Below are 12,297 nucleotides of genomic sequence, written 5' to 3' on the forward strand. Positions count from 1 at the left end.
TCCCGCCCCGGCCCGGGGCGGTGGGTTCCGCCCACCGCCCCGGGCCTCCGACCACCTGGGAGGACAGATGCGGCGCCTGCTGGCGGTGCTGACGCTGCCGTCGCTGCTCACCGCTGCGCTGACCGCGTGCGGTGACCCCGACGACGCCGAGGAGGCCCGCTCGGCGACCACCGTGCGGGTCCTCGTACGGGACATCAACATCCGGCCGGTCGGCGTGGAGTGCGCCGGCACCGGCCCCTACACGCACCTGCACAACCGGTCGCCGTTCCAGGTGATCGACGCCGCCGGCCGGACCCTCGCTGCGGGGGCGCTGCCGGCGGGGCGGTCGGTGGCGACGTTCGAGGAGGACCTGGAGGTCGAACGGGTGCCCACGTACTGCGAGTTCGCCGTGCCCGTCACGGTGGCCGACCGGGACGCGTACCGGCTGGTGGTCGACGGCCACCCGCCGATCGCCCTCACCCAGAACGACAGTGAGGGACCCGCGCTCGTCGCGGTGGTGCCGTCATGACCGTCCCGGTCCGGACCCGGGCCCGCCGTGCCGTCGCGGCGGTGGCCCTGCTCGGCGTGCTCACGTCCGCCGCGTGCAGCGGCGGTGACGCGCCGACCGACCCCCGGCCGCTCGCCGGCGGCGCCGCCGCGCTGCCCGGCCCGGCGCCCGCGGGGCTCGCCCTGCGGCCGACCCCCACCGGGGCACCGGGGGCGCCGGCCGTCAGCGGCACCCTCACCGACGGCAGTCCCGTGGCCCTCGCCGACCTGTGGGCCACCCGACCCGTCGTGCTGGTGTTCTTCACCTCGTGGTGCGCGCTCTGCGCGCAGCGGCAGGACGCGTTGAGCGAGCTGGCCCGCACCTACCGGGACCGGGTCGTCTTCGTCGGAGTGGCCACCGAGGACACGGCGGAGGATGTGCAGACGTACCTGCGGCAGCACCGGGTGGAGCATCCCGTCGTGATCGACGGGGACGGCGCGATCTGGCGCTCCTACGCCGTCCGCGAACCCCCGGCCGTGGTGGTCGTCGGCAAGGGCGGCGCGCTGCTGCGGGGCTGGCCGGGCGGGGTGGACGCCGCCGAACTCGACCACCGGCTGCGCGAGCTCGTGCTGGCGGCGTGACGGGCCGATCGCACCGGACCACGCGAAGGCCGGCGTCACCCGACGAGAATCGGGTGACGCCGGCCGCACGGAACCGGACGGGCCGGGCGGCCCGCTCACGGCGTCAGGCGCGGGACAACCCCCGCTCGACGGCCGCGATGATCTGCGGACGCAGCTCCTCCGGCCGGACGATGGCGTCCACCGAGCCCACCTCGACCGCACGCTGGATGCTGTGCACACCGTCGAACTCGGCGGCCACCTCGCCCAGCTTCTCGGCCCGGACCGTGGCCCGGACGTCCATCAGCTGCGTGACCAGCGCCGCCCGCTCCCCGTCGCCGGCCGCCGCGACCCGCGCCTGGAGCTCCGCCACCCGCGGGTCCTTGGCCGTCCGGGCGTTGACGTCACCGGCGAACACCACGGCCGCCGCCGGCGCTCCACCGAGGACGGACGCGAACGACCCCTCCACGGCGAGCACCGTCATGTTCGGGTTGAGCGCCTTGGAGAACACCACGAACGCGCCGCCGTGGTACCGCGAGATCACGCAGAACACGATCGGGCCCTGGAAGTTCACGATCGCCCGGCCGATCTCCGCGCCGTACTCCAGCTGCAGCTGGCGCATCGACTCCGGCGAACCGTCGAACCCGGACAGGTTCGCCAGCACCACCAGCGGTCGGTTCCCGCTGGCCGCGTTGATCGCCCGCGCGGCCTTCTTCGACGAGCGCGGGAACAGCGTGCCGGCGGTGTAGGTGTCCGGACCGTCGGTGGGCGGGAAGCCGCGTCGCGGCACCGACCGGGACTCGACGCCGAGCAGGCACACCGGGACGCCGCCGAGGTGCACGTCCTGCACCACCACCGTCTCGGCGTCGGCCATGCCCGCCCACCGCTCCAGGACCATGTGGTCCTGGTCGGCGAGCGCCCGCATCACCGTACGGATGTCGAACGGCTTCTTCCGGTCGGGGTTGCGCTCCCGGGAGAAGATCTCGCCGACGGTGGCGAAGTCGCTGTCCGGCACGGCGTGCGGGTAGCCGGAGATGTCCCGGTCGACCGGGTCGGCCGTGACCGCGCGACGCGGGCCGGCCTCGCCGGGCGCGACGTACGTGTGGTCGTAGTGCGCCATCAGCACGTCGCGCGCGCCCCGCAGGTCCGGGGCCCAGTACTGGGCCTGCCCGTTGGGACCCATCACCCGGTCGTAGCCGCCGATGCCGAAGTTGTCCTCGGCGGACACCCCGCCGGAGAAGTCCAGCGACTGCTTGCCGGTCAGCACCATCGCGGACTCCGGGGTCATCACCAGGATGCCCTTGGTGTGCATCAGCATGGTGGCCTCGGCGTTCCAGTACGGCTGGGCGCCCACGGTGATCCCGGCGACCACGATGTTGATCTCACCGCCGGCCTGGGTGAACTCCACGATCCGCTTGAGCGCGGCCGCCACCCAGTCCATGTTCTCGGTGCCGGAGCTCATCGAGATCCGGGCGCCGGCCGACAGCGCGAACCAGTCCACCGGCACGCCCATCCGCTCGGCCAGGTCGAGGGCGGCGATCACCCGCGCGCACTCCGGCTCGGCCAGCGCACCCAAGGCCCTGGTCGGGTCGCCGAACAACGCCACCCGGGTGACGCCCTCGGGGTACCGCTCGGTCGGCGTGCTCACCACCCCGACGACGATGCCGGCCCGGTTCTGCCCCTTCGGGCGCCGCACCGGGGTCAGCTCGCCGGCCTCGTCGAGGTCGTACTCGGTGAACGTGCCGGCCTGGCCGGCCAGCATGTCGGTCAGCTCGTACGGGTACGTCGTGCCGCGCCGCCGCGCCGCGAGCACCTTCTGCCGGTAGTCGTCCAGCGGCTGCACCGGCTCGGCCGTCGGCTGGGTCACCGACACGCGCATGCCGGTCTCGTAGGAGATCTTCACCGCGATGTCGGTGAGCTCGCCGGTGACCGCGTGGCGCTGCCGGCCGAGGAACAGGACCTCCTCAAGCCCCGCGCCCGCCGTCCTCGGCAGGACCCGCTGCGCCACCGCGTTCAGCTCCTCCACGGTCAGCTCGCTCGGCGGCCACGCGTAGATGGTGATCCGGTTGGTGTCGAACCGCTTCTTCGCCGGCCGCTGCGCCTGCACCTTCCGGATCGCGTCGAGACACGCGTCCAGCGCGCCCTCGGCGGCCGGCAGAGCGAGAATCCGCCCGTCGGCGTCACGCAGCGGCGTCAGGTCGCGGACCTGCGCCATGGCCGCCAACCGCTCGTCGGCCTGGTTGTCCGGGTTGACGCAGTGGAAGACGTAGACCTCCTCGTCGGCCGACGGCAGCCGGGTCAGGTCGAAGTGGCGCAGCCGCGGCAGCTGAAGGCGCTGGGCGATCAGCGGGTGCAGCCCGCGGATCACCCGGTCCTCGCCCTGGCCGGGCCGGTAGGTGAAGTGGTGGTGCATCGCGGTGCCGGTAACCCCGGCCACCGACATCGTCACCCGTTGGAGGACGTCCAGCAGCCGCGCGCGGTCGAGGACCTCCCGCAGGGTCGTGGCCATCGTGTCCACGTCGGGCTGGTCGGCCCAGGTCAGGTACACGTCGGCGACGGTGTCCGGACCGGCCAGCTCGGCGACCCGCTCCAGGGTCGTCGGCAGGTCGGTGACGTCGGCGGCCGCCGCGACCAGCCGGAAACGCTCGCCGTCGCGGTCGTACCCCGCGGTGAAGAACGACTGGCCCGCGACGTCGACGGTCCGCGCGTCGCTGGCGCCCCGGTTGCCGTAGTAGCGGCGGCTGAGCACCTCGAGCATCGGGCCGTGGTCGGCGCCCGGCTTGCCGATGCGCTGGCCGAGCAGCCGCACCAGCGGCTCCGGCGACGCGACCATGCTGGCGATCCGCTCGGCGCGGTCCGGCGCGTCGGGGTGCTCGTCGAGGTGCCGGAGGTGGCCACGGACGTCGGCGTACACCTCGGCGCGCTTGCGGCGCAGCATCGGCTGGGCGGCCCAGCGGAACACGATGCTGCGGGCCAGGTCGCCGACGACGGGGAAGCGCAGCTGGGTGGCGAAGATCAGGTGCTCCAGCGCCTGGCCGACCAGCTCGCGCAGACCGTCGTGGGGCAGCGGCTCGGTCAGCCACCGCTGCAGGAACGTGACGATCACCGAGACGTCGGCCGACGCCCGCTGCTGAGCGAGGAAGATGCGGAAGACCGCCTCCTCGAGCGCCGGCGTGCGCTCGAAGTCCTCGACGCCGTAGTGGGCGAGCACCCGGGCGAGCCGGCTGCGGAAGGTGTCCGACAGCCCGGCGCGCTCGACGTCGAGGCTCTGCAGGTAGGTGTGGAAGTACTCGCGCGGGCTGTGCACCCGGTTGTCGGCCTTGGTCTCCTCACCGGCCGGCCGGTTGCGGCTGAGCTCGGACAGGTCGGCGAAGACCTGCAGGAGCGCGACCTCCTCCTCCAGCGGACGGTGGCCCAGCTCGGCCCGGGCGGCCAGGTAACCGGAGAGGGCCCGGCGCTCGTCGTGCGGGTCGGGGTCGTAGCCGAGCAGCAGGCTGCGCAGGTCGGCGATGCCGCGGGCGACCCGCGCCTCGGCGGACCGGCCGGTCGGCTCCGGCGGCAGGTCGAGGTCGACGGCCTCGGTCTCCGCCGCCTCGCCCGCGCTCTGCTCACCGACCGGTTCCAGGCGCAGCAGCGGCGCGCCGGTCTCGACCTGGCTGCCGACGGAGACCAGGCGTTCCCGCAGCTTCGCGCGGAACGGCGCGCGCAGCACGGTCTCCATCTTCATGCTCTCCAGGACGAGCACGGGCGCGCCGGCCTCCACCTCGTCGCCCGCCTCCACCGGCGTGGCGACGACCAGCGCCGGCGCGGGGGAGCGCAGCACGCCACCCTCGTCATGGCTGACCCGGTGCGTGACACCGTCCACCTCGACCAGGTGGATCGGCCCGTGCGTGTCGGTGACCAGCCGGTGCCGCCGGCCGTTGACCACGATCCGGCCGGTGTGCTCGTCGAACCGGTCCAGCTCCACGTCCACGGCCGGCGCCGTGCCGATGCAGACCCGGAACCGGTGCGGCGCGGTCTGCGCGACGATCACCCGGTAGCTCGCGCCGCGCAGCTTCAGGTCGATCGGCCGGTTGCTCTCGTGCTGGACCTGGGGCCGACCGCCGTGCGCGGTGGACAGCAGCCGCTGCCGCTCGACGAGTGCCTCGTCCTCGTACGCCTCGATCGCGGCCGCGGCCAGCGCGATGCCGGAGTGTCGGGAGGACACCAGGCGGCCCTGCGCGCGGACCCGGTCGATCCAGCCGGTGTCGGCGCTGGCGTCGATCACCTCGGGCTGGTCGAGCAGGTCCAGCAGGAAGCTCTTGTTGGTCGCGCCGCCCTCGATGATGACGGTGGTCTCAGCGACCGCCCGGCGCAGCCGCCCGAGCGCCTCGTCCCGGGTGCGGCCGTAGGCGATGATCTTGGCGATCATCGAGTCGAAGTCGGCGGGGATCACGTCACCCTCGCTGACACCGGTGTCGACCCGGATACCCGGGCCGGCCGGCAGGGCCAGCCGGACGATCCGGCCCGGCGCCGGCGCGAAGTCCCGGTCGGGGTCCTCGGCGTTGAGCCGCGCCTCGACGGCGTGACCGGCCTCGCTCGGCACCAGCTCGCCGAGCCGGCCGCCGGCCGCGACGTGGAGCTGGGCCTTGACCAGGTCGAAGTCCGTGGTGGCCTCGGTGATCGGGTGCTCCACCTGCAGCCGGGTGTTGACCTCCAGGAAGGCGAACAGCCTCTCGCCCGGGTGGTACAGGAACTCGACGGTGCCCGCGCCGCAGTAGTTCACCGCCAGCGCGAGCCGCTCGGCCGACGCCTTGAGCTCGCGAACCTGCTCGGGGGCGAGCACGGGGGAGGCGGACTCCTCGATGACCTTCTGGTTGCGGCGCTGCACCGAGCAGTCCCGCACCCCCAGCGCCCACGCGGTGCCCTGACCGTCGGCGATGACCTGCACCTCGACGTGCCGGGCGCCGGTGACCAGGCGCTCCAGGAACACGATGCCGCTGCCGAACGCCCGCTCGGCCTCCAGGCTGGTGCGCTCGTAGGCGTCGGTCAGCTCCTCGTCGCTGCGCACCACCCGGATGCCTCGCCCGCCACCACCGGCGGTCGCCTTGAGCATCAGGGGGTAGCCGATGGTGGCCGCCGCGCGCTTGGCCGCGTCGAGGCTCTCCACCGCGCCCCGGCTCCACGGCGCCACCGGGACGCCGACCTCCTCGGCGATCAGCTTCGCGCCGATCTTGTCACCGAGCGTGCGCATCGCCTCGGCGCTCGGGCCGATGAAGGTGACGCCGATCTTCTCGCACAGCTCGGCGAAGGCCGGATCCTCCGCGACGAAGCCCCAGCCGACCCAGGCGGCGTCCGCCCGCGTCTCGAGCAGCGCGCGCTCCAGGACGGCGTGGTCGAGGTACGGGCGCGCCGACGCCGGCCCCAGGCAGTAGCTGTCGTCCGCCTCCCGTACGAAGGTGGCGGCGCGCTCGGCCTCGGTGTACAGCGCGATCGTCTCGATCGGCGCGGACCCGGTCTCGGCGTTGAGCTCGCGGACGGCATGGATCAGCCGCATGGCGGCCTCTCCGCGGTTGACGATGGCGATGCGGCTGAACACCGAGCAAGCCTCCCAATGGTTCCTTCACAGCGAAACGGGGACTCCCTGAGGGCAGGGGTCCCCGTCAACAACCTTCGCCGCTACCGGTCGGTAACGAAACCGTCGGACCCGCCACCTGAGGCGGCCGAAAGTTGTGGACACCCGACCAACGCCCGGCGACGACAGCGTGTCCGCCGTGATCCCGGTCACCGGTCGGCCCCCGCCGGCGGGAAGGCGCGTGCGCCCGTCCGCCGGCGGCGACCCGCGTCAGCGGGCCGTAGCGTACGCGAGCGGTACGGCGACGGCCTGCCCGTCCCACGCCCCGGTGAGCGGATGCCCCGGCAGAGCGGGGTGGGCACCGACCCGACGGACCACGGTCAGCTCGACCGGGCCGGCCACGATCCGGGTCGGGTCGCCGTCCTCGACGTGGTCGACCACGCGGATCTCCGGGACGTCGAGCTGACGGCCGTCCGTGGCGATCGCCATGCTCGGCGCCCGGTGCTCACGCCGGCCGTCCTCCTCGAAGTACTCCTGGGCCTGACCGCCGCCGCCGAGGATGGCGCCGGCCAGGGCCGCCACGTAGACCGGGTCGGCGGTGCCGTCGTAGACCCAGCGCCGGCCCAGCACGGAGTGCTCGCAGGTGCCGACGAGCCACTGCTCGGCGCCGTCGCGCGGCGCGCCCCGGTAGGTCAGCGGGACCTGCAGGACCGGTCCGGCGCCGGCCCGGACGAGGAGGGTCTCGATCCCGACCTCGCCCGCCGGGTCGTCGAAGCGGTACGCGGCGACCCGGTCGAGGCCCGCGCCGGTGTCCGCGTCCGCCGGGAACCAGGGACGGCTCGGCAGCCAGGCGGCCAGGAGTTCGAGTTTGGTGGGGCGCAGTTCCGCCCGGTGCAGCAACGCCATGCGCCGGATCATAGGCAGCCCGTGCGACCGAACCGGTCCGGCGAGTCACGCCGGAGCGCGGGACGGCGATCCTGCCGCCACGCTCACCCGGCGTCGCCCAGCCACGGGCCGAGCAGCGTCGTCGTGCGCCGGTGCAGCGACTCCCGGAAGACGGGGTCGCGGACCTGCCCGGCCGGTTGGGCGATCCGCCGCTCGTCCAGGTACGCCCCGTCGGGCAGGTCCGCCCGCAGTGCCGCGTCGACCACGTTCGCGGCGCCCTCCGCGGCGGACCCGCCCGGCACGGCGAACATCGCGTGCAGCAGTGCGGTGCCGACGACCCCGGGGTGGACGCTGACGATCCGTGGTCGGTAGTACCCGGCCTGCCGTACGGCGTGGGCGGTCAGCGCCAGCTTGGACCGGGCGTACGCGGCGGTCGGCTCGTAGCCGTCGGCGAAGTCCAGGTCGTCTAGGTCGAGCGTGGCGGACAGGTGGGTGGCGGACGACACGTGCACGACGCGGCCGGAGTCGGGGATCAGCGGCAGGAGGAGTTCGGTGAGGAGCACGGCCGCCAGGTAGTTCGTCTGCAGCGTCGACTCGTGGCCGTCGTGGCTGGTCGTCCGCTCCGGTGCGCCCGGGCGGCCGGCGTTGTTCACCAGCACGTCGACCCGCTCGGTCCGCGCGGCGATCTCCCCGGCGATCGCCACGACGTCGTCGAGGCGATCGAAGTCGGCCCGCAGGTAGCCGATCTCGGCCCCGCCCGCGGAGCGGAGCGCCTCGCGCAGGGGTCGCGCCGCCTCGTCCGGTTCCGGTCCGTGGACCAGCAGCCGCCGGGCGGAGCCGGCGAGCAGGCGCGCGGCCGCCGCACCGATCCCGCTCGTCGCCCCGGTCAGCACCACCGTGTCTGGCATCTGCCCGACTCCTCCCGGTCCGGTCCCGGGTGCCACCGCTCGTCGTGGTCCGTCCCCCGCGGCGAGGCGTCACCGCCGCCGCGTGAGCCGCACGTCACCGCGCGGAGGGGGTCGACGCTCTCCGGGCGAGCCTATGATCCGGTGGTGTTCGATTCGCGCCATATCCGGACCTTCCACGAGGTGGTCCGGTCCCAGTCGTACTCCGCGGCGGCGCAGGCGCTCGGCTACACCCAGCCCGCGATCACGCAGCAGATGAAGGCGCTGGAGCGGGAGGTCGGCACTCCGCTGTTCACCCGGGTCGGCCGGCGGCTGCGGCTGACCGAGGCGGGGGAGACGCTGGCCCGCCACACGGAGACCATCCTCGACAGCATGTCGGTCGCCCGCGAGCAGATGGCGGCGATCGCGCGGCTGCGCACCGGCCGGGTACGGGTGTGCGCGTTCCCCAGCGCCAACGCGACGTTGGTGCCCGAGGCGATGGCGCTGCTGGCCGTCGAGCACCCGGGGATCCGGGTGGAGTTGTTGGAGGACGAGCCGCCCGACTCGCTGCGGCGGGTCGTGCAGGGGGAGGCGGACCTGACGCTCGCCTTCACCTATCCCGGTCTGCGGGAGGAGGTGCCGGACGAGCTGGTGGAGGTCCCGCTGCTGGAGGACCAGCTCACCGTGCTCCTGCCGGTCGGGCACCCCATGGCCCGGCGTCGCGCGATCGAGCTGGCCGACCTCGCCCAGGAGCGCTGGATCGCCGGGTGCCTGCGCTGTCGCACGAATTTCCTGCACGAGTGCGAACAGCTCGGGTTCACCCCCGACATCGTGTTCACCACCGACGACAACCTCGCGGTCCAGTCGCTCGTCGCGCAGGGCCTCGGGGTGGCGATGATGCCCGGGCTCACGCTCTCCTTCCTGCGCCGGGACAAGGTCCGTGGCCGTCCTCTCCTGCCGGCCTCGCGGCGTCAGGTGTCGGCGTACGTCCTGCGGGAGCACCTGCGTGTCCCGGCAACCGCCCAGGTGCTGGACGCCCTCGCGAGCGTGGCGGGCCGCCGGGGCGACGACGTCCCGGAGTGACCGCGGACGTCAGCGACGCCATCAACCCATAAGAATCTCTTAGGACTCGCCAAGAAACTGTTGTTGGACGTGATGGGTCGCGAGCGGTCAGGCTGGGGTCATGACCACTCCGGCCGCCGTCCGTGTCGCCCCCGCCACCACCTCGCGCCTCGCGCGCCTCGTGACGGACGTCCGGGGCGTGGTCGACCGGGGTCTCCCGCCCGACCTGACCGCCTACCTGGTCGGTGAGCAGCTCGCCCCGCACCTGGGCGCGTCCGACCTGCTCACCGAGGAGCAGTACGAGGGCGACCCGGACCGTTACCGTCAGCACCTGCTGCACGCGGAGCGCGACGGCAGCTTCTCGATCGTGGCGCTCGTGTGGCTCCCCGGCCAGCAGACCGCCATCCACGACCACGTCGCCTGGTGCGTCACGGGGGTGCACCAGGGCGAGGAGCACGAGCGGCGCTTCCGCCTGGTCTCCGACGGTGCCGTGGCCCGGCTCGTCGCCACCGAGGACGTCGTCAACGGTCCGGGCGACGTCTGCGGCTTCGCGCCGCCCGGTGACATCCACCGGGTCTGGAACGGCGGGTCCGGCAAGGCGGTGTCCCTGCACATCTACGGAGCGGACATCTCCCGCCTCGGGTCCAGCGTCCGCCGGGTGTACGACCTGCGGACCGACGAGTCGTGACCGTCGCGCCCAGTTCCGGCACCGCGCTGATCGGCCCCGGCCGTCCGGAGGCGTCCCCTCGGGAGGCTGTCGACGGTTCCGCGCGGCCGGCCGGATCGCGATCGTCCGACGCCTCCCGGCGTCTCCTACCCGGTCTGCTCCTCGCGGCCGTCGGCGCCGCCCTCGCCTGGGCGGTCCACCTGCTGGTGCCGGCCGTGCCGGCGCTGACCGCGGCGATCGTGCTGGGTGTCGCCGCCGCCCACCTTCCCGGTCTCCGTGAGCGCGTACGCGGGGCGGCCCGGCCCGGTCTGAGCGTGGCGGCCAAGCGCCTCATGCGGGTGGGCATCGTGCTGCTCGGGCTCAAGCTCAGCGTCCAGGACGTGCGGGAACTCGGGTGGCCGAGCATGCTGATGGTGCTCGCGGTCGTGGCCGCGACGTTCGGCGGCACGTGGTGGCTGGGGCGCCGGATCGGTCTGCGCGGCGACCAGCCGCTGCTGATCGCCGCCGGCTACGCGATCTGCGGCGCCTCCGCCATCGGCGCGGTCAGCGCGGCGACCCGCAGCGACGAGGAGGACGCCGCCGCCTCGGTGGCCCTGGTGACCCTCTGCGGCACGCTGGCCATCGCCGTCCTTCCGCTGCTCCAGCAGCCGCTGGGCCTCGACGACGTGGAGTTCGGCCGCTGGGTGGGGGCGAGCGTGCACGACGTGGGGCAGGTCGTCGCCACGGCGCAGACCGCCGGGTCGGCGGCGCTCGGTGACGCGGTCCTGGTGAAGCTGATGCGGGTCGCGCTGCTGGCCCCGCTGGTGGCCGCCGTGGCCCTCGGCCTGCGGCGGCGGGCACGGCAGAGCCGCCCGGACGGGCCGGACGCCGACGGCGCCCGGACGCCCGGCCGACTGCCCGCGATCGTCCCCCTGTTCGTCGTCGGCTTCCTCGCCATGATCGGCCTGCGCAGCACCGGCTGGCTGCCCGAGGCGGTGCTCGCCGGGGCGGGCCTGGGGCAGGAGGTCCTGCTGACCGCCGCGCTGTTCGCGCTCGGCAGCGCCGTGCACCTGCCCGGTCTCGCCCGCACCGGCGGGCGAGCCGCCGCGCTGGGCCTGAGCGCCTGGGTGGTCGTCGCCGGGGTGTCGTACGCGGGCGTGCTGCTGACGGCCTGACCCGGCTTCAGGCCCGGCGGACGCCCCGCTCGGCCAGCTCGGTGGGGATCAGCAGGGTGCGCGGCGCCGACCGGTCACCCGCGATCCGGCGGAACAGCAGCTCGGCGGCGGTGCGGGCCAACCGGTGCGTGTCGTACGCGATCACGGTGAGCGGGTAGGGCAGCAGCCGGGCCACGTCGAAGTCGTCGAAGCCGAGCAGGGCGGCGTCGCCTCCGCGCCGGTGGAGCTGCTCCACCGCTCCGAGGGTGATGCGGTTGTTCAGGCAGAAGAAGGCGGTCGGTGGGTCGTCGCCGTCGAGCAGCTCGCCGACCACCCGGGCCGCGGTCGCCGGATCCCGCACGCCGTCCCGGACCAACCGGTCGTCGGCCGGCACGCCGGCCGCCGCCAGCGCCTCGCGCGCACCGGCCAAGCGCTCCCGCATCGTGTAGACGCGGGTCGAGTCGAAGAGCACGGCGACCCGCCGGTGCCCCTGCTCGACCAGGCGGGCGACCCCGTCACGGGCGCCCCCGCGGTTGTCCAGCAGCACCGTGTCGGCCGGCAGACCCCCGGCGGGCCGGTCGAGGAACACCACCGGGGTCCCGAGCTCCACCTCGGCGTGCAGGAACGAGTGGTCGTCGCCGGCCGGGACCACCAGCAGACCGTCGACCCGGCGCGCGCACAGGTCGCTCAGCAGCTCCTGCTCGCGGGACGGGTCCTCCTCGGAGCTGGCGATGATCAACATGGTGCGGTGCAGCCGGGCGACCTCCGCCGCCGCGCCGGCGATGGCCGCGTAGAACGGGTTGGCGATCTCCTCGATGAGCAGGCCGATCGTGGCGGTGGTCTGCCCGGAACGCAGTGAGCTCGCCAGGTGGTTGCGACGGAAACCCAGCTCGGCGGCGGCGGCCAGCACCCGCTGGGCCAGCTCCGGCTGCACGTGGGGTGCCTGGTTGACGACCCGGGAGACGGTCTTCAGGCTCACCCCGGCCAGGGCGGCGACGTCCACCATGGTCGGTCGCCTCGTACGGCTGG

9 protein-coding genes are annotated in these 12,297 nt (G+C 74.1%); 5 read left to right on the plus strand and 4 right to left on the minus strand.

Going from position 1 to position 12,297, the window contains the following annotated elements:
• Positions 1-67: 67 nt before the first annotated feature.
• A complete protein-coding gene (locus tag GA0070620_RS04000) occupies positions 68-508 on the plus strand; it encodes a hypothetical protein (protein WP_091588613.1) in 441 nt (146 codons plus the stop codon).
• Positions 505-1,107, plus strand: a complete 603-nt coding sequence (locus tag GA0070620_RS04005) for a TlpA family protein disulfide reductase (protein ID WP_091588614.1) — start codon at positions 505-507, stop codon at positions 1,105-1,107. Before GA0070620_RS04000 ends, GA0070620_RS04005 begins: the two co-directional genes overlap by 4 nt.
• A gap of 103 nt (positions 1,108-1,210) precedes the next feature.
• On the opposite strand, the gene GA0070620_RS04010 is transcribed toward GA0070620_RS04005, so the two are convergent.
• The 3 genes from GA0070620_RS04010 to GA0070620_RS04020 form a co-directional block, all read right to left on the minus strand.
• On the minus strand, positions 1,211-6,661 hold the full coding sequence (locus tag GA0070620_RS04010) for an ATP-binding protein (protein ID WP_091588615.1): 5,451 nt from the start codon (positions 6,659-6,661) through the stop codon (positions 1,211-1,213).
• Between the two features lie 246 nt (positions 6,662-6,907).
• The gene (locus GA0070620_RS04015; RefSeq protein WP_091597968.1) at positions 6,908-7,543 is read right to left on the minus strand and encodes a CG0192-related protein; all 636 of its coding nucleotides are present in this window, start codon (positions 7,541-7,543) and stop codon (positions 6,908-6,910) included.
• 83 nt (positions 7,544-7,626) lie between these two features.
• On the minus strand, positions 7,627-8,430 hold the full coding sequence (locus GA0070620_RS04020; protein WP_091588616.1) for an SDR family NAD(P)-dependent oxidoreductase: 804 nt from the start codon (positions 8,428-8,430) through the stop codon (positions 7,627-7,629).
• 144 nt (positions 8,431-8,574) lie between these two features.
• On the opposite strand from GA0070620_RS04020, the gene GA0070620_RS04025 reads away from it, so the two are divergent.
• The 3 genes from GA0070620_RS04025 (at position 8,575) to GA0070620_RS04035 (ending at position 11,289) form a co-directional block, all read left to right on the plus strand.
• Positions 8,575-9,489, plus strand: coding sequence for a LysR family transcriptional regulator (locus tag GA0070620_RS04025; protein ID WP_091597971.1), 915 nt, complete (start codon positions 8,575-8,577; stop codon positions 9,487-9,489).
• Between the two features lie 100 nt (positions 9,490-9,589).
• Positions 9,590-10,156 (plus strand): cysteine dioxygenase family protein, encoded by a 567-nt coding sequence (locus GA0070620_RS04030; protein ID WP_091588617.1) that lies wholly within the window; start codon positions 9,590-9,592, stop codon positions 10,154-10,156.
• On the plus strand, positions 10,153-11,289 hold the full coding sequence (locus GA0070620_RS04035) for a YeiH family protein (RefSeq protein WP_197677542.1): 1,137 nt from the start codon (positions 10,153-10,155) through the stop codon (positions 11,287-11,289). The genes GA0070620_RS04030 and GA0070620_RS04035 overlap by 4 nt, the downstream gene beginning before the upstream one ends.
• A 7-nt stretch (positions 11,290-11,296) precedes the next feature.
• On the opposite strand, the gene GA0070620_RS04040 is transcribed toward GA0070620_RS04035, so the two are convergent.
• Complete coding sequence (locus GA0070620_RS04040) at positions 11,297-12,274, minus strand: LacI family DNA-binding transcriptional regulator (protein WP_091588618.1); 978 nt, start codon at positions 12,272-12,274, stop codon at positions 11,297-11,299.
• Positions 12,275-12,297 lie beyond the last annotated feature (23 nt).

This window comes from Micromonospora krabiensis, assembly GCF_900091425.1.
Lineage (GTDB): Bacteria > Actinomycetota > Actinomycetes > Mycobacteriales > Micromonosporaceae > Micromonospora > Micromonospora krabiensis.

Bases quoted from the DNA above. Each gene is read 5' to 3' on its own strand.
- GA0070620_RS04000 (WP_091588613.1), top strand. From the start codon at position 68: ATGCGGCGCCTGCTGGCGGTGCTGACGCTGCCGTCGCTGCTCACCGCT.
- GA0070620_RS04005 (WP_091588614.1), top strand. From the start codon at position 505: ATGACCGTCCCGGTCCGGACCCGGGCCCGCCGTGCCGTCGCGGCGGTG.
- GA0070620_RS04015 (WP_091597968.1), bottom strand. From the start codon at position 7,543: ATGGCGTTGCTGCACCGGGCGGAACTGCGCCCCACCAAACTCGAACTC.
- GA0070620_RS04020 (WP_091588616.1), bottom strand. From the start codon at position 8,430: ATGCCAGACACGGTGGTGCTGACCGGGGCGACGAGCGGGATCGGTGCG.
- GA0070620_RS04030 (WP_091588617.1), top strand. From the start codon at position 9,590: ATGACCACTCCGGCCGCCGTCCGTGTCGCCCCCGCCACCACCTCGCGC.
- GA0070620_RS04040 (WP_091588618.1), bottom strand. From the start codon at position 12,274: ATGGTGGACGTCGCCGCCCTGGCCGGGGTGAGCCTGAAGACCGTCTCC.